The organism is Streptomyces geranii, from assembly GCF_002954775.1.
GTDB lineage: Bacteria > Actinomycetota > Actinomycetes > Streptomycetales > Streptomycetaceae > Streptomyces > Streptomyces geranii.
In genome coordinates this window covers 34,686-57,819 of the sequence record NZ_PJME01000047.1, presented here as the reverse complement: position 1 = coordinate 57,819, position 23,134 = coordinate 34,686, and the positions used below count along the sequence as shown (strand labels likewise).

The following is a 23,134-nucleotide window of genomic DNA, read 5'->3' as shown; positions in this document are numbered from 1 at the left end:
CGTACCCAGACAGCGTGACGCGAGTGCTCCGCCACGGCCCGGGCACACCGGAAGCAGTGGCGGTAGCGGCGGCAGCGGAGACAGTGGGATCTCCTTCGGGGTCCCCTACCGCCGTGCCTGGGAGAACCCCGTCGAGGTCGGCCACACCCATGACCCGCACGAGGTGACCGTCCAGCTCGACGGCGTCGGCCGGCAGCTTGAGGAACTGCTCGTCCGGCAGGCCAAGGAGGGCGCGGACGCCGGTGCGGGCGACGGTCCCGTCTTCGTCGACGAGACCGGCCGCCGCAGTCGCCGGTACCGCCGCATAGGCATAGTCGTGGGCATCGCCTGCGCCGTGTACGCCGTCGTCATCGTCGGCACCCTGCTCTCCGGCAACTCGGACGCCCCCTGGCTGCCGGTCCCGGGCCAGCAGGACGAACAGCCGGCCGGTCAGGTCGAGACGAGCCCGCTGCCCGCTGAGTCGGCGCCCGTGTCGGAGTCGGCCGGGTCCTCGCCCACCCCGGAGGCGTCGGTGGGCCCGAGCGCCGTGCCGTCGCAGGGGACCAGCGCGACCCCGGAGCCGTCCGCGAGCGCGGCCCGGCCGAGCACGTCGACCAGCGCCAAGCCCGCGCCCAGCGCCAGCAGGCCCGACCCGGACCCCAGCCCGAGCGTCTCCGACCCCGCCCCGTCCCCGTCGGTGTCCGTCTCCCCGTCGCCGTCCGCGTCCGGCGGCCCCGACCCGTCGCCCGACCCGTCCCCGTCGACCAACCCCGGCACGGACCCGGTCGCGGGCGGTTCGCAGGAGCCGGTACCGATCGCGTCCGAGGGCCCGGCCGGCGGGGGCCCGAGCCCCGCCGACCCGGGCACCGCCGGTTCCACCTCCCCGGAGTACGTCATCTGATGGCATCCCGCACCAGCCGTCGAGCCACCCGAAACACCCGGAACACCGGCAGGTCCCGCAGGTCCGCCCCGCGCCCCAGGCGCCGGCTGCCCCTGCGCCAGCTGCTGCCCTCGCTCGTCCTCCTCGCGCTGATGGCGATGCTGATGCTGCGCGGGTACGTGCACAACGAGATCCTCGCCGACCACCGGGTCCAGTCGCCCGCCTCCGCCGACCAGGTCCCCAAGGAGATCCTGGAGGGCGGCCCGGTCATCGACACCCGGGGCGGCCAGACGGCCAGCCTCGACATGCCGGACCGCGAGCTGGTCCTCACCTTCGACGACGGTCCCGACCCCAAGTGGACGCCCAAGGTCCTCGACGTACTGAAGAAGCACGACGCGCACGCCGTCTTCTTCATCACCGGCACGATGGCCTCGCGCTACCCCGAACTGGTCCGGCGCATGGTCGACGAGGGCCACGAGATCGGGCTGCACACCTTCAACCACCCCGACCTCTCCTACCAGTCGAAGAAGCGCATCGACTGGGAGCTGTCCCAGAACCAGCTGGCCCTCGCGGGCGCCGCGGGCATCCGCACCTCGCTCTTCCGGCCGCCGTACTCCTCGTTCGCCGCCGTCATGGACAACAAGTCGTGGCCGGTCACCGAGTACATCGGCAGCCGCGGCTACATCACGGTCGTCAACAACACCGACAGCGAGGACTGGCAGCGCCCCGGCGTCGACGAGATCATCCGCCGGGCCACGCCCAAGGGCGACGACGGCGCGATCGTCCTCATGCACGACTCCGGTGGCGACCGCTCCCAGACCGTCGCCGCGCTCGACCGGTTCATCGGCCAACTCCAGGACCGGGGCTACGAGTTCGACACCCTCACCGCCGCCCTCAAGGCCCCGAGCGCGCACACCGCCGTGGTCGGGACGGAGCGCTGGAAGGGCCAGGCGTGGGTGTACGCCGTGCAGGCGTCCGAGCACATCACCGACACCCTGGTCGTCGGCCTCGCCGTGATCGGCGCGCTGGTCATCGCCCGGTTCGGGCTGATGCTCCTGCTGTCGGTACTGCACGCCCGCAAGGTGCGCAGGAAGAACTTCCGCTGGGGCCCGCCCGTCACCGAACCCGTCTCCGTCCTCGTGCCCGCCTACAACGAGGCCAAGTGCATCGAGCAGACGGTCCGTTCGCTGATGGAGAGCGACCACCCCATCGAGGTGATCGTCGTCGACGACGGGTCGAGCGACGGCACCGCCCGCATCGTCGAAAACCTGGGCCTGCCGAACGTACGCGTCGTCCGCCAGCTCAACGCGGGCAAGCCCGCCGCCCTCAACCGGGGTGTGGCGAACGCCCGTTACAACATCATCGTGATGATGGACGGCGACACCGTCTTCGAGCCGTCCACCGTCCGCGAACTCGTCCAGCCCTTCGGCGACGCGCGCGTGGGCGCCGTCGCGGGCAACGCGAAGGTCGGCAACCGCGACCGGCTGATCGGCGCCTGGCAGCACATCGAGTACGTGATGGGCTTCAACCTCGACCGCCGGATGTACGACATGCTCCGCTGCATGCCGACCATCCCCGGCGCGATCGGCGCCTTCCGGCGCAGCGCGCTCAAGCGGGTCGGCGGCATGAGCGACGACACGCTCGCCGAGGACACCGACATCACCATGGCGATGCACCGCGACGGCTGGCGGGTCGTGTACGCGGAGAACGCCCGCGCCTGGACCGAGGCCCCGGAGTCCGTCCAGCAGCTCTGGTCCCAGCGCTACCGCTGGTCGTACGGCACCATGCAGGCGATCTGGAAGCACCGCCGCGCGGTCATCGAACGCGGCCCTTCCGGCCGCTTCGGCCGCGTCGGCCTGCCCCTGGTCTCCCTGTTCATGGTCCTGGCCCCGCTCCTCGCCCCCCTGATCGACGTCTTCCTCCTCTACGGGCTGGTGTTCGGCCCGACCGAGAAGACGATCGTCGCCTGGCTGGGCGTACTGGCGATCCAGGTGGTGTGCGCGGCCTACGCGTTCCGCCTCGACAAGGAACCCATGACCCACCTGATATCCCTGCCGCTCCAGCAGATCCTCTACCGCCAGCTCATGTACGTCGTCCTGCTCCAGTCCTGGATCACCGCGCTCACCGGAGGCCGGCTGCGCTGGCAGAAGCTGCGCCGGACCGGAGCGGTCGGCATGCCCGGCGGGGTGCCGCAGCAGGCACCGGCGCAGGAGCGGCGGCCGGTCGGATGAGCACGTACCACTCTCCCCAGAAGGCGCCGCACGCGATGACCGTACCCAGCACGCGAACCGGCGCGACCGACGAGCTGTCCGACACGGCCCCGATCCCGGAGCAGGCCCCGCGCCCGTCCGGCGGCCGGGACCGCTACTTCGACCTGCTCCGCGCGCTCGCCCTGTTCCGCGTGGTCCTCTACCACCTCACCGGCTGGGCCTGGCTCCCGCTGCTCTTCCCCTCCATGGGCGTGATGTTCGCCCTGGCGGGCAACCTGATGGCCCGCTCCCTGAAGCGGCCCGCAGGCCAGGTCATCAAGAGCCGCGTACGCCGCCTGCTGCCCCCGATGTGGCTGCTGGGCGTCGTCGGCGTCACCGGCATGGTCCTCCAGGGCTGGGGCCCGGACGCCGAGGGCCACCCCGGCTGGTGGTGGCTGCACCTCACCTACTGGATCCTCCCGCTGAGCGACCCGCCGTTCGCCGAGGGCCTGCCCGGCGTCCACGGCTTCATCGGCGAGAACTGGGCCGCCGACCTCGCCGGACCGCTCTGGTACCTGCGCGCCTACCTCTGGTACGTACTCCTCTCGCCGTTCCTGCTCCGCGCCCTGCGCGCGCTGCCGGTGGCCACCATCGCCGCGCCGATCGCGCTGTCGGCGGCGTTCGAGTTCGGGTACATCACCCTGCCGGGGGAGCGCATCCCGTCGGCGCTCACCGACTTCAGCACCTTCGGCGCCTGCTGGATCCTCGGCATGGCCCACCAGGAGGGCGTCCTGCAGCGCCTGCCGCGCTACATCGTCCCGTCCATCGCCCCGGTCATCGCCATGGTCGGCCTCTGGTACGCCCTCAACCACGACTTCGGTGAGGGCAACGACCTGGACTCCATGCCCTTCGCCCAGGCCCTCTGGTCCTGCGGCACGGTGATGCTGCTGCTGCACGTCAGCCCGTCCTGGTCGGAGTGGCCGAAGCGACTGCGCCGCTGGGACAGGCCGATCACCCTGCTGAACTCCCGTGCCGTGACGATCTACCTCTGGCACAACACCTGCATCCTGATCGCCGCGACCCAGTGGGACCGCCTGTGGGCGTTCGAACCCCTGGAACAGAACGCGGCCTGGCTCCTGGAGAGCCCCTGGCCGGTACTGGCCCTGACCTGGCTCCTGATCGCCGCCTGCGTCGCCTGCTTCGGCTGGGCGGAGGACCTGGCGGCGAAACGAAAGCCCCGCCTGTGGCCGAGCGGCCCGGAAAAGCGACGGCCCGCCCGAGGCGGTGCGGGCCACCGCAGGTGAGACACGTGAGGGAACGGCCCGGCACCCCGGTGGGTGCCGGGCCGTTCCGCGTCGCTTCCGCATGGTCACGGACGTCTCCGTGCCCCGCCCGTGACCTCCGTCTGGTTAACCTCTCATCCCACCTCCTCGCGGGGTGAGAGCAAAGTTCCCTTCCGGTCACCCACAGCCACAGTGCGGAAACGCGCTCTGCCTACCTTCGGGACTCATCACCGCTCAGTACCCCGAAACGAACCACCCGAGCCCCGGACCACCGTGGAGGCGTCATGACAGCCCCTAGTTCAGCCCCCGCACCCGGCAGGGGAGGCCGCTGGATCGAGCACTGGGATCCCGAGGACGAGGCCTTCTGGAACGCGACCGGCGAGAAGGTCGCCCGCCGCAACCTGTTCTTCTCCGTGCTCTCCGAGCACATCGGCTTCTCCATCTGGACGCTGTGGTCCGTGATGGTGCTGTTCATGGGACCGGAGTACGGGCTCACCCCGGCGGACAAGTTCTTCATCGTGTCGATGGCGACCGCCGTCGGCGCCGTCGTCCGCGTCCCCTACACCTTCGCCGTCGCCATCTTCGGTGGCCGGAACTGGACCATCGTCTCCGCGTCGCTGCTCCTCATCCCGACGATCGCGGCGTTCATCGTGATGGAACCGGGGACCTCCTTCAACACGTTCCTGGTGTGCGCCATGCTCGCCGGTCTCGGTGGCGGCAACTTCGCCTCCAGCATGACCAACATCAACGCCTTCTTCCCGCTCCGCAAGAAGGGGTGGGCGCTCGGGCTCAACGCCGGCGGCGGCAACATCGGTGTCCCGGTCGTGCAGCTCATCGGGCTCGCCGTCATCGGCGCGAGCGGCGGGCCGCGCGTGCTCCTCGGGATCTACATCCCGCTGATCCTCATCGCCGCCGTCCTGGCCGCGGTCAAGATGGACAACATCGCGCACCTGAAGAACGACACCGGCGCCGCCAAGGAGGCCGTCAAGGACGCGCACACCTGGATCATGTCCTTCCTCTACATCGGGACGTTCGGGTCGTTCATCGGCTACAGCTTCGCCTTCGGCCTCGTCCTGCAGACGCAGTTCGGGCGTACGCCGCTCCAGTCCGCGTACGTCACCTTCATCGGCCCGCTGCTCGGCTCGCTGATCCGGCCCGTGGGCGGCGCCCTCGCCGACCGCTTCGGCGGGGCGAAGATCACCCTGTGGAACTACGTCGGCATGGCGGGCGCCACCGGGGTCATCGTCTTCGCGTCCACCCAGAAGTCGCTGCCCCTGTTCACCGTCGCCTTCATCGCCCTGTTCGTCCTCTCCGGCCTCGGCAACGGCTCGACCTTCAAGATGATCCCCGGCATCTTCCAGGCCAAGGCGCTCGCCAAGGGACTGGAGGGTGAGGAGGCCGCGGCCTACGGACGCCGTCTCTCCGGTGCCACCATGGGCATCATCGGCGCGGTCGGCGCGCTCGGCGGCCTCGGTATCAACCTCTCCCTCCGCCAGTCCTTCCTGAGCGTCGGCTCCGGCACCGGTGCCTTCGTCGCCTTCCTCGCCTTCTACGGGGTCTGCTTCCTGGTCACCTGGGCCGTATACCTTCGCCGCCCGCTCGGCACAACGGCCACCGCGACCCCGGCGTCGGAGGCAAAGCCGCAGCTCAGCTATGCCGAGGTGTGACACTCGCCCTGAGGGGCTTAAGTAACACCGGCGACATGAATCCGAACCGAGCCTGTCACGCGCCGTTGACAGGCTCGTTCGGCACGCTAGTGCAGAGATGTGACCCGACTGCGGGACGAGAGCCATGTACGACGAAGAGCAGCGACCACAGCGACCGGCCCAGCCCGACCACGGCCCCCTCGCGGGGTTCACCGTGGGTGTCACGGCCGCACGTCGGGCCGACGAACTCGGGACACTCCTCCAGCGGCGGGGCGCGGTCGTCGTACACGCGCCCGCGCTGCGCATCGTGCAGCTCGCCGACGACAGCGAGCTGCTCGCGGCGACCAAGCAGCTGATCGCCCAGGCGCCGGACATCGTCGTCGCGACCACCGCGATCGGCTTCCGGGGCTGGATCGAGGCGGCCGACGGCTGGGGCCTCGGCGACGACCTCCTCGCCTGCCTCGGCGGCGTGGAACTCCTCGCCCGCGGCCCCAAGGTCAAAGGGTCCGTCCGGGCCGCAGGCCTTACGGAGGACTGGTCACCGTCCTCCGAATCGATGGCGGAGGTGCTCGACCGCCTCCTGGAGGAGGGGGTGGACGGCCGCCGTATCGCCATCCAGCTGCACGGCGAGCCGCTGCCGGGCTTCGTCGAGTCGCTGCGGGCGGCCGGCGCGGAGGTCGTCGGCGTGCCGGTGTACCGCTGGATGCCACCGGAGGACATCGGCCCGGTGGACCGACTCCTCGACGCGACGGTCTCCCGAGGCCTGGACGCGCTGACGTTCACAAGCGCCCCGGCGGCGGCGTCCCTCCTCTCCCGAGCGGAAGAAAGGGGCCTCCTTCCGGAACTCCTGGCGGCCCTCCACCACGACGTGCTCCCCGCGTGCGTGGGCCCGGTGACGGCGCTCCCGCTCCAGGCCCACGGCGTGGACACGGTCTCTCCCGAACGCTTCCGCCTGGGCCCCCTGGTCCAGCTCCTCTGCCAGGAACTCCCGGCCCGCGCAAGGGCGTTGCCGATCGCCGGCCACCGGGTGGAGATCCGCGGCCACGCGGTCCTGGTCGACGGCGCGCTACGTCCCGTCCCCCCGGCCGGCATGTCCCTCCTCCGCGCCCTCTCCCGCCGCCCGGGTTGGGTGGTGGCCCGAGCGGACCTCCTCCGCGCGCTGCCCGGAGCGGGCCGGGACGAACACGCGGTGGAAACAGCGATGGCCCGCCTCCGCACGGCCCTGGGCGCCCCCAAACTGATCCAGACGGTAGTAAAACGCGGCTACCGCCTGGCCCTGGACCCAGCAGCGGACGCGAAGTACTCCGACGCGTAGCCCTTTCCACCCTGAGGCCCGGCGGGGGCAGGTCGCGCAGTTCCCCGCGCCCCTGACGGGTGGGCGCGCGCGGTTTCTTCGTCTGCAGGCCGGCGGGGGCTGGTCGCGCAGTTCCCCGCGCCCCTATCGGGTGGGCGGGCGTGATTCCTTCGTCCGCGGCCCGGTGGTGGCAGAGCGCGCAGTTCCCCGCGCCCCTGAAGGACGCGCCCCACCCGGCACACCAGCGGCACCCCCCAGCCAAAGAAACCACGCACGCCCCGGGTGAGGGGCGCGAGGAACTGCGCGACAAGCCCCCACCAACGCGCGGCCAAAGAAACGACGCACGCCACCCCTGGCAGGGGCGCGGGGAACTGCGCGACAAGCCCCCACCGGGCCGCGGCCAAAGAAACCACACACGCCCACCCGCCAGGGGCGCGAGGAACTGCGCGACCAGCCCCCACCGTCCCGCACCCAAAGAAACCACGCACGCCACCCCGATAGGGGCGCGGGGAACTGCGCAACAAACCCCCACCGGCCCGCAGCCAAACGAACCGCCCATCCGGCGGAGCCAAGGGCTTCCGGCCACGACACCGGCCAGGCACTGTAGAGGCACCGATTCCCCTGCCCCCTAGCCCCCTTGCCCCCAACCTCCAGCCCCCCAATCCCCGCAGCCCCCAACCCCAACCCACCCCCGTCACTGACATCCGCATCGGAGACGACCGTGGCCACACCCCCAGCCCCATACGCGCCGCGTTTCGACGCCGGGCGGATCTGCCTGGACCTGCTGGCGACCACCCACCCCCACGAGCGCCTCGGCGCAGCCGACCCGCTGCGGGCCTGGATCACCGGGTCCGGGCTCGTCCCGCCGGGCACCCCGCTGCCGCACGCCGACGCTTCCTGGGCCGAGCGGTTCCGTGAACTGCGCGACCTCACCGGCACGTTGGTGCGCGGCCCCGCCCCCGCCGACCCCCGCCACCTCGACCGCCTCAACGACCTCGCCCGCCCCGCACCCCCCGCCCCGCGCGCCGTCCGCGCCGAGGACGGCACCCTCGTACGGGAGTTGCACGGCCCGCCCGACTGCGCGGCGCTGCTCGGCGTCGTCGCCAGGGACGCCGTGGAACTGCTCACCGACCCCGTCGCACGTGCGTGTCTGCGCCAGTGCGAGGGCGACAACTGCCCGATCGTGTACCTGGACACGTCCCGGGGCAGACGGCGCAGATGGTGTTCCAGTGAGATCTGCGGCAACCGCGAACGGGTCGCGAGGCATCGCAGACGGGCCGCCCTCGCACGCGCGTAGACCGCTCGCCGGTCGGTCACAGTTCGCTCATAGCGGGCCTGTCGGGCGGAATCGGGCCTGCCAACTCCCGCAGGTTGCAGTGACCTTGATAACACCGGAGTTTCCACTCGGCGCGCCGCGGGCACTGCCCCGATCTTGCCAGTGTGGCGAAAATGTAAAGCACTTGCGGCAGAAATGTGCTCCCTTGTCCCTCACGTCTCGTCCAGATAAAGAAAGTTGTGGTCGCGCGTTGAACATCCCGCACGCCTCCTGCGTACCTCGGGGGGAGCGACCGACTGGGGGAACCCGGGACAGCGGAGGTGGGCGTGCGCAAGGATTCCGTCGTGGCCAATGAACGAGCACCGAGGGCCCGACATCGCATGTCCCAGCCCTCGGAACCCGACGAGGACTTGATGCGTGCGTTGTACCGCGAGCACGCAGGGCCTCTGCTGGCATACGTCCTCAGGCTGGTCGCCGGAGACCGGCAACGCGCCGAGGACGTCGTCCAGGAGACACTTATCCGTGCCTGGAAGAACGCCGGTCAGCTCAATCGAGCAACCGGTTCGGTACGCCCCTGGCTGGTGACGGTCGCCCGGCGCATCGTCATCGACGGCCACCGCAGCCGGCAGGCCCGGCCGCAGGAGGTGGACCCGTCGCCGCTGGAGGTGATCCCCGCGGAGGACGAGATCGACAAGGCGTTGTGGCTGATGACGTTGTCGGACGCGCTGGACGACCTGACCCCTGCCCACCGGGAGGTACTGGTCGAGACCTATTTCAAGGGGCGTACCGTGAACGAAGCGGCCGAAACGCTGGGCATACCCAGCGGAACGGTGCGCTCACGGGTGTTCTATGCCCTGCGTTCGATGAAGCTCGCACTGGAGGAGCGGGGGGTGACGGCATGAGCATTTACGGGGGGTTCGGAGCGGGTAGTCCTGGTTCCATGCGAGGAGCGCAGGGGTCCCAAGGGCCGAACGAACACGAGACCGTAGGCGCCTACGCCCTCGGCATCCTCGACGACGCGGAGGCCACGGCCTTCGAGGCACACCTCGCCGGCTGCGAGTGGTGCGCCCAGCAGCTCGACGAGCTGGCCGGGATGGAACCGATGCTGGCCGCCCTCGCGGACCTGCCCGGTGCCCAGGGCTCGCCCGCCATCGGCGAGTCGCTGTCCGCCCGCCCGAGTCCGCAGCTGGCGACCAGACTGGTCGACGAGGTCGCGGAACGGCGTGCGGTCAAACGCCGGCGCAGCTTCTACATGGTGGCCGCCGCGGCGGCCCTCATCATCGGCGGCCCGGCCACGGTGTTCGCGACGACCGGCGGCGACACCAGCAGCGTCGCCACCCCGTCGCCCACGGTCACGACGAAGACGGCCTCCGCCAAGGACGAGTTCGCCGGGATGACCGACCGGGTCTCCGCCACCGACCCCAACACCGACGTCACCGCCACCGTGGCGATGCAGTCGAAGGCGTGGGGCGTCGGCGCGGTCCTGGAACTGGCCGGCGTCAAGGGCCCGCTGAAGTGCTCGCTCATCGTCGTCGGCAAGGACGGCTCGCGCGAGACGATGTCCAACTGGTCCGTCCCGAAGTGGGGTTACGGCATCAAGGACTCGACGAACGCGACCGCCCGCGACCCGCTCTACATCCACGGCGGTACGGCCTTCAACGCCGACGAGATCGACCACTTCGAGGTCGTCACCTCCACCGGCAAGCAGCTCGTCGAGGTCGACGCCTGACCCCGTCGCAAAACCGTTCCACCACCGTTCCTCCACCGCTCAGCGACCGCCCCGGGATGCCTCGTACGAAGACTCGTACGGTGTCCCGGGGCGGTCGCGTAGCTTCCGGGCCGCTTTTTCGCGTACGGTTGACGGCTGCCCAGCACGTCAGAAGGGGGCCCGGTGGCCGCTCAGGCTCAGCAGGAAACGGCGCTCGTACCGGTCGAGGACTCCTCAGCACAGGACTCCGTCCGCGACCGCGAGATCAGCGTCGAACAAGAACACCTGGACCGGGTGTACCGGCGTCTTGAGGAGAAGATCGACGAGGCCGAGTTCCTCATGCACGACGCGGCGAAACGAGGCCAGGTCGGCACCCCCGGCGCGCTCGCCGAACGGGACGCCCAGGTGTTCCGCGCCGGCATCCACCTCAACAGGCTGAACAACGAGTTCGAGGACTTCCTCTTCGGCCGTATCGACCTGCTGCGGGGCATGGACGGCAAGAAGGGCCCGGACGGCGCGTACACGGCCGTGGAGCCCGCGGAGGGGGCCGTGCGCCCCGACTCCACCGCGGACATCGCGGAGACCCTGCACATCGGCCGTATCGGCGTCCTCGACGCGGACTACGCGCCCCTCGTCATCGACTGGCGCGCTCCGGCCGCCGCGCCCTTCTACCGCTCGACCCCGGTCGACCCGGGCCGGGTGGTCAGGCGCCGCGTCATCCGCTCCAAGGGCCGGCGGGTCCTCGGCGTCGAGGACGACCTGATGCGCCCCGAGCTGACGGCGTCCCTGGACGGCCGGCAGTTGGCGGTGATCGGCGACGGCGCCCTGATGGCCGCCCTCGGCCAGGCCCGCAGCCACACCATGCGGGACATCGTGTCGTCCATCCAGGCCGAACAGGACCTGGTGATCCGCGCCCCGGCCGCCTCGGTGACGTACGTCGAGGGCGGCCCGGGGACGGGAAAGACGGCCGTCGCCCTGCACCGCGCCGCCTACCTCCTCTACCAGGACCGCCGCCGGTACGCGGGCGGCATCCTGATCGTCTCCCCGACGCCGCTGCTCGTGGCGTACACGGAGGGCGTCCTGCCCTCCCTCGGCGAGGAGGGCCAGGTCGCGATCCGCGCCATCGGCTCCCTGGTCGACGGCGCCGAGGCCACCCTGTACGACGCCCCGGCCGTGGCCCGCGCCAAGGGCTCGTACCGCATGCTGAAGGTGCTGCGGAAGGCCGCGAGAGGAGCCCTGGAGAACAACCAGCCGCTCACCCTGCTCCGGGTCGTCGCCTTCGGCCGCCGTATCGAACTGGAGGCCCCCGAGCTGGCCCGCATCCGCGAGTCGGCGCTCAGCGGCACGGCCCCCGTCAACCTGCTGCGCCCCCGCGCCCGCAGGCTCCTCCTGGACGCCCTGTGGGCCCGCTCGGGCGCCCAGGGCCGGCACACCGACCCGGAGCTGGCGGCGGAACTCCGCTCGTCCTTCGACGAGGACGTGACGACCGAGGACGACTTCATCGCGTTCCTCGACGCCTGGTGGCCGGAACTGACCCCAGCCTCGGTCCTGGCCGCGATGTCCGACGAACGCCGCCTCGGCCGCTGGGCCCGCCGCATCCTGAACCCGGGCGAGGTCCGCCGGGTCGCCCGCGCCCTCAAGCGCGACGGCCTCTCCGTCCACGACGTGGCCATGCTGGACGAGCTGAACGCGATCCTCGGCACCCCGGCCCGCCCCCGCAAAAGACGCGACCTGGACCCCCTGGACCAGCTCACCGGCCTCGAAGAGCTGATGCCGGTACGGGAGGAGTCGCAGCGCGAACGCGCCGAGCGGCTCGCCCAGGAGCGCACCGAGTACGCCCACGTCATCGTCGACGAGGCCCAGGACCTCACCCCGATGCAGTGGCGCATGGTGGGCCGCCGGGGCCGGCACGCCACCTGGACGGTCGTCGGCGACCCGGCCCAGTCCTCCTGGTCCGACCCCGACGAGGCCGCGGAGGCGAGGGACGAGGCCCTGGGCACCCGCCCCCGCCGCCGCTTCACCCTCACCGTCAACTACCGCAACCCCGCCGAGATCGCCGACCTGGCCGCCAAGGTCCTGGCCCTGGCGATGCCCGGCTCGGAGTCCCCGAGGGCGGTCCGCTCGACGGGCGTCGAGCCGCGTTTCGTCGCCGTACGGGGCTCGCTGGCCAAGTCGGTCCGCGAGGAGGCCGCCCGCCTCCTGGACCTCGTCGACGGCACGGTCGGCGTAGTGGTGGCCATGAACCGCCGCGAGGAGGCCGCCCGCTGGCTGGCGGGCCTGGGCGACCGCGTGGTGGCCCTGGGCAGCCTGGAGGCCAAGGGACTGGAGTACGACGCCACCGTGGTCGTCTCCCCGGCCGAGATCGCCGACGAGAGCCCGGCCGGCCTGCGCGTGCTGTACGTCGCCCTGACCAGGGCGACCCAGCAGCTCACGGTCGTCTCGGCGGACCGCGACGAGCCCGACGCGGAAGGGGTGCCGGACCTTCTCCGTGACTGAGGCCAAGAGTGTGGCCGATGGGAATTGCCTTACGGGGATCGTTTGTTACCGTTGACGTGGCACCGGCTCGATCCAAGCCCCCGGGCCCAACCTTCGTCGCTACGAGCGACCACTTGCCGCGAGGCGAGCATGGCGGGTCGGTGCCACTTGAACGAAGCAGTGCATGAGGAGGTCCACGCCACCCGGTGGCGTGGACCTCTTTTTTGCTTTTGGCCGAAGAACGTATTGAGAACAAAACGTTCGCAATAGAGGCCCCGCTACCAGCTACTCAACGGTAGGTGCGACGATCGGACAGCAAACCAAGCATCAGGGTGAAAGCAGAAGGAAGTCGGCCATGGCAACGGCGCCCAGCGTCTCCTACTCGATCACGGTCCGGTTGGAGGTGCCCGCGAGCGGAACCGCGGTCTCCCAGATCACCACCGCCGTGGAGTCCTCCGGAGGCTCGGTGACCGGCCTCGACGTCACCGCATCCGGCCACGAACTGCTCCGGATCGACGTCACCATCGCGGCGACCTCGACCGCGCACGCCGACGAGATCGTGCAGAAGCTCCGCGGCATCGAGGGCGTGACGCTCGGCAAGGTCTCCGACCGTACGTTCCTGATGCACCTCGGCGGCAAGATCGAGATGCAGGCCAAGCACCCGATCCGCAACCGTGACGACCTCTCGATGATCTACACCCCGGGTGTCGCCCGCGTGTGCATGGCGATCGCCGAGAACCCCGAGGACGCCCGCCGCCTCACCATCAAGCGCAACACCGTCGCGGTCGTCACCGACGGCTCCGCGGTCCTCGGCCTCGGCAACATCGGTCCGATGGCCGCCATGCCGGTCATGGAGGGCAAGGCGGCCCTGTTCAAGCGGTTCGCCGACATCGACGCCTGGCCGATCTGCCTGGACACCCAGGACACCGACGAGATCGTCACGATCGTCAAGGCGATCGCCCCGGGCTTCGCCGGCATCAACCTGGAAGACATCTCGGCCCCGCGCTGCTTCGAGATCGAGGCCCGCCTGCGCGAGGCCCTCGACATCCCCGTCTTCCACGACGACCAGCACGGCACCGCGATCGTCGTCCTGGCCGCCCTCACCAACGCCCTGCGCGTCACCAACAAGTCGATCGGTGACATCCGGGTCGTCATGTCCGGCGCCGGCGCGGCCGGTACGGCCATCCTCAAGCTGCTGCTCGCGGCGGGCGTCAAGAACGCGGTCGTCGCCGACATCCACGGCGTCGTCCACGCGGACCGCGCCGACCTGGTGAACGCCGCCCCCGGCTCCGCGCTGCGCTGGATCGCCGACAACACCAACCCCGAGGGCCTCACCGGGACGCTGAAGGAGGCCGTGCGCGGCGCCGACGTGTTCATCGGCGTCTCGGCCCCGAACGTCCTCGACGGCGACGACGTGGCCGCCATGGCGGAGGGCGCGATCGTGTTCGCGCTCGCGAATCCCGACCCCGAGGTCGACCCGGCGATCGCCCGCCAGACGGCCGCTGTCGTGGCCACCGGCCGCTCGGACTTCCCGAACCAGATCAACAACGTGCTGGTCTTCCCGGGTGTCTTCCGGGGCCTGCTGGACGCGCAGTCCCGCACGGTCAACACCGAGATGATGCTCGCGGCGGCGACCGCACTCGCGAACGTGGTCAGCGAGGACGAGCTGAACCCGAACTACATCGTGCCCAGCGTCTTCAACGACAAGGTCGCGGGCGCGGTGGCCGGTGCGGTGCGGGAGGCGGCGAAGGCCGCGGCGGCTGCGGCGAGCGCCGAGTAGGCGTCCGCACGGCCGGACGAGCACAATATGTGACGGTTGCCACGGTCCTCCGTACCGGCGCGTCGGGGGCACCCCGCCCCCGGGCGGCTCTAGGGTGGCGGCCAGACTCAACCCGCTCGGCCCCGCGCCGGTGACGCTTTCCAGGTGACTCCCAAGGGTGTTCGTGTGACTCCCAGGGGTGCCGGATTGGCTTTCCCGCCGCAGGTGGGGGCAGGATGCGTCTTCGGGCGCGAGGGTCCGACGACGGACCCGGGTCCGGGGACCCACCGAGGACCCTGGCAGCATCGGCTTCGCTGTGCCCACCACGCGGCTCCGCCGCGGGGCACGCCTCAACAGCAAGAAGAACACGGGAGTAACAACATGAACCGCAGTGAGCTGGTGGCCGCGCTGGCCGACCGCGCCGAGGTGACTCGCAAGGACGCCGACGCCGTTCTGGCCGCGTTCGCCGAGACCGTCGGTGAGATCGTCGCCAAGGGCGACGAGAAGGTCACCATCCCCGGCTTCCTGACCTTCGAGCGCACCCACCGTGCCGCTCGCACCGCGCGGAACCCGCAGACCGGCGACCCGATCAACATCCCCGCCGGCTACAGCGTCAAGGTTTCCGCGGGCAGCAAGCTGAAGGAAGCGGCCAAGGGTAAGTAGGGGCGCCTATTCGCCGTTGCGGCTTGGCGCCGCGGGCGACTGCGGGGCCGTTGTGGCTGGTCGCGCCCCTGCGGCGCAGCCGCATAGTCGGACACAGCCCCGCGCCCCTTGAGGGCGATGCAGTTGACGCCGATGGGGCGGTCACCCAAATTTGGGTGACCGCCCCATCGGCGTTCGTACGACCGGTGCTGCTATCCGAGGGCCTTGCCGGGGAGTTCGACCTTCGCGCCAAGCTCTACGAGCTTCTCCATGAAGTTCTCGTAGCCGCGGTTGATCAGGTCGATGCCGTGGACCCTCGACGTGCCCTGGGCCGCCAGAGCGGCGATGAGGTAGGAGAAGCCGCCTCGGAGGTCGGGGATGACCAGGTCGGCGCCCTGGAGGCGGGTGGGGCCCGATACGACCGCCGAGTGGAGGAAGTTGCGCTGGCCGAAGCGGCAGTGGGAGCCGCCGAGGCACTCGCGGTAGAGCTGGATGTGCGCGCCCATCTGGTTGAGCGCGGAGGTGAAGCCGAGGCGGGACTCGTACACCGTCTCGTGGACGATCGACAGGCCCGTGGCCTGCGTCAGGGCGACCACCAGGGGCTGCTGCCAGTCCGTCTGGAAACCGGGGTGTACGTCCGTCTCCAGCGCGATCGACTTCAGCTGGCCGCCGGGGTGCCAGAAGCGGATGCCCTCGTCGTCGATCTCGAAGGCGCCGCCGACCTTCCGGTAGGTGTTCAGGAACGTCATCATCGAGCGCTGCTGGGCGCCCCGGACGTAGATGTTGCCCTCGGTCGCCAGCGCCGCCGACGCCCACGACGCGGCCTCCAGGCGGTCCGGGAGGGCCGCGTGGTTGTAGCCGTCGAGCTTGTCGACACCGGTGACCCGGATCGTCCGGTCGGTGTCCATGGCGATGATCGCGCCCATCTTCTGCAGTACGCAGATGAGGTCCTCGATCTCCGGCTCCACGGCCGCGTTCGACAACTCGGTGACGCCCTCGGCCAGTACGGCCGTCAGCAGCACCTGCTCGGTCGCGCCCACCGACGGGTACGGCAGGGTGATCTTCGTACCGCGCAGCCGCCGGGGCGCCTCCAGGTACTGCCCGTCCGCCCGCTTCTCGATCGTCGCGCCGAACTGCCGCAGCACCTCGAAGTGGAAGTCGATCGGCCGGCCGCCGATGTCGCAGCCGCCGAGGCCCGGGATGAAGGCGTGGCCGAGACGGTGGAGAAGAGGGCCGCAGAGGAGGATCGGGATACGGCTCGAACCCGCGTGGGCGTCGATGTCGGCGACGTTCGCGCTCTCCACGTGCGTCGGGTCCATCACCAGCTCGCCCGGCTCCTCGCCCGGACGGACCGTCACCCCGTGCAGCTGCAGCAGCCCGCGTACGACACGGACGTCACGGATGTCGGGGACATTGCGCAGTCGACTTGGCGCACTGCCCAGCAGGGCGGCCACCATGGCCTTCGGTACGAGGTTCTTCGCACCGCGGACACGGATCTCGCCCTCCAGCGGGGTGCCGCCGTGGACAAGCAGTACGTCGTCTGTGCCGTTGACCGTCATGTATCTCGCGTTCCGATGAGTTGGGCGGGGTGTCGGGCGGGCTCGACAGGGGCCTGGAGCCGAAGAGCAAGGGTAATCGCCGTACACCCCCCTTCTGTAAGCCCAAGCGCCGCCCAGCCGTGTCATAGGTTTGCCACAACACGAACCGTTCGCCGCCGGGCACATGCGGTCACCGGTACGCCGGACGCGCCCGCCCTGCGCCTTTACGCCCTGAGCTGCGTTCACTTGGGTACCCCGATTGGCTCCCCGCACCGGGGGAAGATGCGGGATCATGTCAGGCATGACCGAGGTGTCCTCGCTCACAGGGCGGCTGCTCGTGGCAACGCCGGCCCTGGCGGACCCCAACTTCGACCGCGCGGTGGTGCTCCTTCTCGACCACGACAAGAAGGGCTCCGTCGGCGTCGTCCTCAACCGCCCCACCCCGGTGGACGTCGGGGACATCCTGGAGGGCTGGGCGGAGCTCGCCGGCGATCCGGGCGTCGTCTTCCAGGGCGGCCCGGTCGGCCTCGACTCGGCGCTCGGCGTCGCGGTCATCCCCGGCGGCGGCCTGTCCGGCGAGCGCACCCCGCTCGGCTGGCGGCGCGTGCACGGCGCGATCGGCGTCGTCGACCTGGAGGCCCCGCCCGAGCTGCTCGCCAAGGCTCTCGGCTCGCTGCGGATCTTCGCCGGGTACGCGGGCTGGGGCCCGGGGCAGCTCCAGGACGAGCTGACGGACGGGGCCTGGTACGTCGTCGAGTCGGAGCCGGGGGACATCTCCTCGCCGGCGCCGGAACGCCTGTGGCGCGAGGTGCTCAGACGCCAGCGCAGCGAACTGGCGATGGTCGCCACGTACCCGGACGACCCTTCGCTCAACTGACCGCTGTGACCTTAAGTACCCTTGGCGGTTATGAGCACTCTTGAGCCTGAGACCCAGCCCCAGCGCGGGACTGGTACGGGGACCCTCGTCGAACCGGCGCCGCAGACCTCGCACGGCGACGGCGACCACGAGCGCTTCGCCCACTACGTCCAGAAGGACAAGATCATGGCGAGCGCCCTCGACGGGACTCCCGTCGTGGCGCTGTGCGGCAAGGTGTGGGTGCCGGGCCGCGATCCGAAGAAGTACCCGGTGTGTCCCATGTGCAAGGAGATCTACGAGTCCATGGGCTCCGGCGGCGACGAGGGCAAGGGCGACGGCAAGAAGTAGGGCCGGCGCTGCTGGCCGGTTGTTCAGTTGTGTGCGAGGTCCCCAGGGTGCGTTTTGCGTGCCCTGGGGACCTTTGCGTTGTCTGTCGTTGCACGGGATGCGTCGGTCGGTCACAGAGTGGTGGAGAGGTGGTCGAGACCTCTTGTGGCCATGTCCCTGCAGTCCATAACCTCCGTGGTGTTGTGCAGAGCGAAACATCCATTGCGCATGTTGCAACGCTTTCACCGGAGGAAACGCCAGATGAAGCTCTCTGTTCGGTCCGCCCGGCTGGTCGCCTCCGTGGCCGCCCTGGCCCTCGCCGGGCTCACCGCCACCGCTTGTGCCCCCGAAACGTCGGACAACTCCTCCTCCGGCAAGGACGAGCAGACCGGCACCCTGCGCGTGTGGCTCTTCCAGGAGGTCGGCAACACCCCGAAGGAGAAGGTCGTCACGTCGGTCGTCGACGCCTTCGAGAAGGCCCACAAGGGCGCCGAGGTCAAGATCGAGTACATCCCCGTCGAGACCCGCGCCCAGCGCATCAAGGCCGCCTTCAACGACCCGAAGAGCGCCCCCGACCTCATCGAGTACGGCAACACGGACACCGCCGGTTACGTCGCCGACGGCGGACTCCTCGACATCACCAAGGAGTTCTCGGCCTGGGGCGAGGCCTCGGACACCGACCCGACCGCCCGTCAGTCCGTCACCGTCGACGGCAAGGTCTACGGCGCCCCCTTCTTCGTCGGCGTCCGCGCCCTCTACTACCGCACCGACGTCTTCAAGGAACTCGGCCTCGAAGTCCCCAAGACCATGGCCGAGTTGACGGACACCGCCCACCGGATCCGCGCGGCCAGGCCCGACCTCTACGGCCTCGTCGTCGGCGGCGCCTACACCTACGGCGCGATGCCGTTCGTCTGGGCCAACGGCGGCGAACTCGCCACCGGCCGGGGCGGTTCGTACGCCTCCGCCATCGACAGCGCCGCCTCCCGGAAGGGCATCAAGGCCTACACCTCGCTCTTCGGCGACGACAACTGTCCCGCCGCCAAGTGCGCGGGCATGGGCGGCAACGACACCATCACCGCCTTCGCCGCGGGCAAGGCGGGCATGGCGATCGGCGGCGACTTCAGCCACACCGCCGTCGAGGCGGGCAAGGTGAAGGGCGAGTACGCGGTCGTACCGCTGCCGGGTGTCGAGGCCGGCTCGGTCGCGCCGGCGTTCGCGGGCGGGAACAACCTCGGTGTGCTGAACAGCACTTCGCACCGGACGCTCGCCGTCGACCTGATGGAGCAGCTCGCCTCCAAGAAGACACAGGCCGAACTCTTCGACGCGATGGGCTTCCTGCCGACGTTCGCCGACACGCGTGACGCGGTCGCCCGGAAGCAGCCGTACGTCGCGCCGTTCGTGAAGACGCTCGCGGCGGGTACGAAGTTCGTGCCGGCGTCGCCGGCGTGGTCGCAGATCGACTCGTCGCTGGTGCTGCCGACGATGTTCCAGGAGATCGTCAGCGGCAAGAAGGATGTCGCGGCGGCTTCTGCGGATGCGGCGAAGAAGATGGACGCCGCGTTTGGGTCTGTGGGGTGACGGCGCCTATCGGGGTGGGGAGTGCGGAGCGTTCGCGGGTGCGGGTGGGTCGTGGTTTGTCGCGCAGTTCCTCGCGCCCCTTGGCGAGGTCCAGTGTCCCTTGGCTGTATCTCGCGCCCGCTCTTGTCGTCCTCGGTGGGCTGCTGCTCTACCCCGTCTATCAGCTCGGGTTGATCTCGTTCTTCCAGTACACCCAGGCGCAGGTGAGTGGTGGTCAGCCGACCACCTTCGAGGGGCTCGCCAACTACCGGGAGATCTTCTCCGACTCTCAGTTCTGGCAAGTGCTGCTGGCCACCGTCCTGTTCGCCGCCGCCTGTGTGGTGTCCACGCTCTCCGTCGGGTGTGCGCTCGCCGTGCTGCTGACCCGGGTCCGTGCGCTGCCCCGGCTCGCGTTGATGCTCGCGGCGCTCGGGGCGTGGGCGACGCCCGCGGTCACCGGGTCCACCGTGTGGCTGCTGCTGTTCGACCCCGACTTCGGGCCCGTCAACCGGGTGTTGGGCCTCGGGGACCACTCGTGGACGTACGGACGGCTGAGCGCCTTCCTCCTGGTGCTGCTCGAAGTGGTGTGGTGCTCCTTCCCGTTCGTGATGGTCACGGTGTACGCCGGCATCCGTGCCGTACCGGCCGAGGTGCTGGAGGCGGCCTCCCTGGACGGCGCGTCCCAACTGCGCGTCTGGCGCTCGGTGCTGGCGCCGATGCTGCGGCCGATCCTGGTGGTCGTCACCATCCAGTCGGTGATCTGGGACTTCAAGGTGTTCACACAGATCTATGTCATGACGAACGGCGGCGGTATCGCCGGCCAGAACCTCACCCTCAACGTCTACGCCTACCAACAGGCCTTCGCCTCCTCCCAGTACAGCCTCGGCTCGGCCATCGGGATCGTGATGCTGCTGATCCTGCTCGCCGTGACGCTCGTGTACCTGCGGCTGCTGCGCAGGCAGGGGGAGGAGTTGTGATGTCCGGCAACGTTGTCCAGCGTGTCCAGCGTGTCCAGGGCGTGCGTGGCGTACGGCGGTTCGTCCGGCGGCCCTGGCGGCTGGCCGCCGAGGTGTCGGCGCTGGTGATCGCGGCCGTCGTCGCCTTCCCCCTCTACTGGATGGTCCTCAGCGCCTTCAAACCGGCCGGCGAGATCGAGTCGAGCGAGCCCCGGCCCTGGACGCTGGAGCCCTCGCTCGACTCCTTCCGGCGGGTCTTCGGGCAGCAGGAATTCGGCCGGTACTTTCTCAACAGCCTTGTGGTCGCCTGTTCCGTGGTCGTCGTCTCGGCGCTGATCGCGTTTCTCGCGGCGACCGCGGTGACCCGATTCCGGTTCCGCTTCAGGACCACTCTGCTGATCATGTTCCTGGTGGCGCAGATGGTGCCCGTGGAGGCGCTCACGATCCCGCTGTTCTTCCAGATGCGGGACTTCGGTCTGCTGAACACCCTGGGTTCGCTGATCCTGCCGCACATCGCCTTCTCGCTGCCCTTCGCGATCTGGATGCTGCGGGGCTTCGTGAAGGCCGTTCCGGAGGCGCTGGAGGAGGCCGCGTACATCGACGGGGCGAGCCGGTCGCGATTCCTGTGGCAGATCCTTTTCCCGCTCGTCTTCCCGGGGTTGGTGGCGACGAGCGTGTTCTCCTTCATCTCGGCCTGGAACGACTTCCTGTTCGCCAAGTCGTTCATCATCAGTGACACCTCCCAGTCGACGCTGCCGATGGCCCTGCTGGTCTTCTACAAGCCCGACGACCCGGACTGGGGCGGTGTGATGGCCGCGTCCACGGTGATGACGATTCCGGTGCTGGTGTTCTTCGTACTCGTGCAGCGCCGACTGGTGTCGGGGCTCGGTGGAGCGGTTAAGGACTGACTGACGTGAACGAACTGATTCCGGCGCCCGTCGCCGTGCGGGACGTCAGGGTCGCGGGCGGCTTCGTGTTCGACGAGAACACGGTGATCGACGCCGGGCCCGGTACCGAGGCGACAGAACGCTGGCTGCGTGGCGTCCTCGGGGCGGCGACCGGGCTCGCACTGCCGCCCGGCGCGGGGGACGACGGCGAGACCGTCCGGCTGCGGGTCATGCCCGGGGACGCCGGACATCTCGGCCCGGAGGGCTACAAGCTGTACGTCAACGGGGACGACATCACCATCCACGGCGGAGGGCCGGCCGGTGTCTTCTGGGGCGCCCAGACGCTCCGTCAACTGCTCGGCCCCGAAGCCTTCCGGCGTGCTCCCGTGGTCCCCGGCCGGCGGTGGCTCGTACCCGGCACCTTCGTCGAGGACAGCCCCCGCTTCCGCTGGCGCGGCCTGATGCTCGACGTGTCCCGGCACTTCATGCCGAAGGAAGGCGTCCTGCGCTACCTCGACCTGATGGCGGCGCACAAACTCAACGTCTTCCACTTCCACCTGACGGACGACCAGGGCTGGCGCGTCGAGATCGAGCGGTACCCGAGGCTGACGGAGGTCGGCTCCTGGCGGGCCCGGACGAAATTCGGCCACCGGGCCTCACCGCTCTGGGAGGAGAAGCCGCACGGGGGCTTCTACACCCAGGACGACATCCGCGAGATCGTCGCCTACGCCGCCGAGCGGCATATCACCGTGGTCCCCGAGATCGACGTACCGGGACACTCGCAGGCCGCGATCGCCGCGTATCCGGAACTCGGCAACACCGACGTCATCGACACGACCTCCCTCTCCGTCTGGGACACCTGGGGCATCAACAAGAACGTACTCGCCCCCACTGACAACACCCTGCGCTTCTTCGAGGGCGTCTTCGAGGAACTCCTCGGCCTGTTCCCGGGGGAGTTCGTGCACATCGGCGGCGACGAGTGCCCGAAGGACCAGTGGCGCGAGTCGCCCGCCGCGCAGGCCCGGATCGCGGAACTCGGGGTCGGTGACGAGGACGGGCTGCAGTCGTGGTTCGTCGGACACTTCGACAAATGGCTTGCCGCGCGCGGGCGTCGGCTCATCGGCTGGGACGAGATCCTGGAGGGCGGGCTGGCCGAGGGGGCCGCCGTCTCCTCCTGGCGCGGCTACGCGGGCGGCATCACGGCCGCGCGCGCGGGACACGACGTCGTCATGTGCCCCGAGCAGCAGGTCTACTTGGACCACCGTCAGCACGGCGGCCCCGACGAACCCGTCCCCATCGGGTACGTCCGCACCCTTGAGGATGTCTTCCGCTTCGAGCCGGTTCCACCGGAGTTGGGCCCCGAGGAGGCGCGGCACGTCCTCGGCACCCAGGCCAACCTGTGGACCGAGGTGATGGAGGACACCGCGCGCGTGGACTACCAGGCCTTCCCTCGGCTGGCCGCGTTCGCCGAGGTCGCCTGGAGCACCCTGCCCGCGCCCGCCGACCGGGACTACGCCGACTTCGAACGCCGGATGACCGCCCACTACGGGCGACTTGACGCCCTGGGCGTCGGCTATCGGCCACCCGCGGGGCCGCGTCCGTGGCAGCGGCGGCCCGGAGTGCTCGGACGTCCGATCGAGGGGACGCCCCCGACCGTGTGAGGGCCCGCCGCCCCAAGACCCCAGGGCCGCACCGGAAAAAGCTCACAAAAATCGCCGACCGTTTCCAATCGGAACCGGTCGGCGATGTCGTACGAAAACGGACCATGTGGCCGACGAGAGGGGCGAATGCCTCCTAGCGGACCCCTGCGTTCGGGTCTCGCGAGAATGTGCCAGAGTTGCCACGTCCGCCCTGTCAGCACGTACCGTACGGCAACACAGGT

Annotated in this window: 18 protein-coding genes; 17 read left to right on the top strand and 1 reads right to left on the bottom strand. The window is 70.1% G+C overall.

Going from position 1 to position 23,134, the window contains the following annotated elements; genetic code table 11:
- The first annotated feature begins 163 nt into the window (after positions 1–163).
- The 11 genes from CW359_RS35660 to CW359_RS35610 all read left to right on the top strand — a co-directional run bounded on the left by CW359_RS35660 (position 164) and on the right by CW359_RS35610 (position 15,152).
- The gene (locus CW359_RS35660) at positions 164–880 is read left to right on the top strand and encodes a hypothetical protein (protein WP_105974360.1); all 717 of its coding nucleotides are present in this window, start codon (positions 164–166) and stop codon (positions 878–880) included.
- The gene (locus CW359_RS35655) at positions 880–3,090 is read left to right on the top strand and encodes a bifunctional polysaccharide deacetylase/glycosyltransferase family 2 protein (protein ID WP_105974359.1); all 2,211 of its coding nucleotides are present in this window, start codon (positions 880–882) and stop codon (positions 3,088–3,090) included. The genes CW359_RS35660 and CW359_RS35655 overlap by 1 nt, the downstream gene beginning before the upstream one ends.
- 35 nt (positions 3,091–3,125) lie before the next feature.
- Entirely contained in the window at positions 3,126–4,352 is a 1,227-nt protein-coding gene (locus CW359_RS35650; RefSeq protein WP_105974380.1) for an acyltransferase family protein, read from the top strand.
- Between the two features lie 263 nt (positions 4,353–4,615).
- Positions 4,616–5,998, top strand: coding sequence for a nitrate/nitrite transporter (locus tag CW359_RS35645; protein ID WP_105974358.1), 1,383 nt, complete (start codon positions 4,616–4,618; stop codon positions 5,996–5,998).
- Between the two features lie 124 nt (positions 5,999–6,122).
- The gene (locus tag CW359_RS35640; RefSeq protein ID WP_105974357.1) at positions 6,123–7,292 is read left to right on the top strand and encodes a uroporphyrinogen-III synthase; all 1,170 of its coding nucleotides are present in this window, start codon (positions 6,123–6,125) and stop codon (positions 7,290–7,292) included.
- A 700-nt stretch (positions 7,293–7,992) separates the two neighbouring features.
- Positions 7,993–8,568: a CGNR zinc finger domain-containing protein gene (locus tag CW359_RS35635; protein WP_105974356.1), complete on the top strand. Its 576-nt coding sequence runs from the start codon at positions 7,993–7,995 to the stop codon at positions 8,566–8,568.
- Positions 8,569–8,927: 359 nt separating this feature from the next.
- The gene (locus CW359_RS35630) at positions 8,928–9,449 is read left to right on the top strand and encodes a sigma-70 family RNA polymerase sigma factor (protein ID WP_044471680.1); all 522 of its coding nucleotides are present in this window, start codon (positions 8,928–8,930) and stop codon (positions 9,447–9,449) included.
- A gap of 38 nt (positions 9,450–9,487) precedes the next feature.
- On the top strand, positions 9,488–10,276 hold the full coding sequence (locus CW359_RS35625) for an anti-sigma factor family protein (RefSeq protein WP_105974354.1): 789 nt from the start codon (positions 9,488–9,490) through the stop codon (positions 10,274–10,276).
- Positions 10,277–10,438: 162 nt separating this feature from the next.
- Positions 10,439–12,751: a HelD family protein gene (locus tag CW359_RS35620; protein WP_105974353.1), complete on the top strand. Its 2,313-nt coding sequence runs from the start codon at positions 10,439–10,441 to the stop codon at positions 12,749–12,751.
- A gap of 334 nt (positions 12,752–13,085) precedes the next feature.
- Complete coding sequence (locus CW359_RS35615; protein WP_105974352.1) at positions 13,086–14,510, top strand: NAD-dependent malic enzyme; 1,425 nt, start codon at positions 13,086–13,088, stop codon at positions 14,508–14,510.
- 360 nt (positions 14,511–14,870) lie between these two features.
- Entirely contained in the window at positions 14,871–15,152 is a 282-nt protein-coding gene (locus tag CW359_RS35610; RefSeq protein ID WP_105974351.1) for an HU family DNA-binding protein, read from the top strand.
- A 191-nt stretch (positions 15,153–15,343) separates the two neighbouring features.
- Here CW359_RS35610 and murA read toward each other — a convergent pair whose 3' ends face one another.
- Positions 15,344–16,690, bottom strand: a complete 1,347-nt coding sequence (gene murA, locus CW359_RS35605; protein ID WP_105974350.1) for a UDP-N-acetylglucosamine 1-carboxyvinyltransferase — start codon at positions 16,688–16,690, stop codon at positions 15,344–15,346.
- Positions 16,691–16,970: 280 nt separating this feature from the next.
- On the opposite strand from murA, the gene CW359_RS35600 reads away from it, so the two are divergent.
- The 6 genes from CW359_RS35600 to CW359_RS35575 all read left to right on the top strand — a co-directional run bounded on the left by CW359_RS35600 (position 16,971) and on the right by CW359_RS35575 (position 22,913).
- Positions 16,971–17,546 (top strand): YqgE/AlgH family protein, encoded by a 576-nt coding sequence (locus CW359_RS35600; RefSeq protein ID WP_105974349.1) that lies wholly within the window; start codon positions 16,971–16,973, stop codon positions 17,544–17,546.
- Between the two features lie 30 nt (positions 17,547–17,576).
- Entirely contained in the window at positions 17,577–17,873 is a 297-nt protein-coding gene (locus CW359_RS35595; protein ID WP_053741615.1) for a DUF3039 domain-containing protein, read from the top strand.
- Between the two features lie 240 nt (positions 17,874–18,113).
- Positions 18,114–19,430 (top strand): extracellular solute-binding protein, encoded by a 1,317-nt coding sequence (locus CW359_RS35590; RefSeq protein WP_105974348.1) that lies wholly within the window; start codon positions 18,114–18,116, stop codon positions 19,428–19,430.
- 38 nt (positions 19,431–19,468) lie between these two features.
- On the top strand, positions 19,469–20,386 hold the full coding sequence (locus tag CW359_RS35585; protein WP_198655515.1) for a carbohydrate ABC transporter permease: 918 nt from the start codon (positions 19,469–19,471) through the stop codon (positions 20,384–20,386).
- Positions 20,386–21,273 carry a carbohydrate ABC transporter permease gene (locus tag CW359_RS35580; protein ID WP_198655514.1) on the top strand — a complete coding sequence of 296 codons (888 nt, stop codon included), beginning with the start codon at positions 20,386–20,388 and terminating at the stop codon, positions 21,271–21,273. The genes CW359_RS35585 and CW359_RS35580 overlap by 1 nt, the downstream gene beginning before the upstream one ends.
- Positions 21,270–22,913, top strand: coding sequence for a beta-N-acetylhexosaminidase (locus CW359_RS35575; RefSeq protein WP_105974347.1), 1,644 nt, complete (start codon positions 21,270–21,272; stop codon positions 22,911–22,913). The genes CW359_RS35580 and CW359_RS35575 overlap by 4 nt, the downstream gene beginning before the upstream one ends.
- Positions 22,914–23,134: the final 221 nt, after the last annotated feature.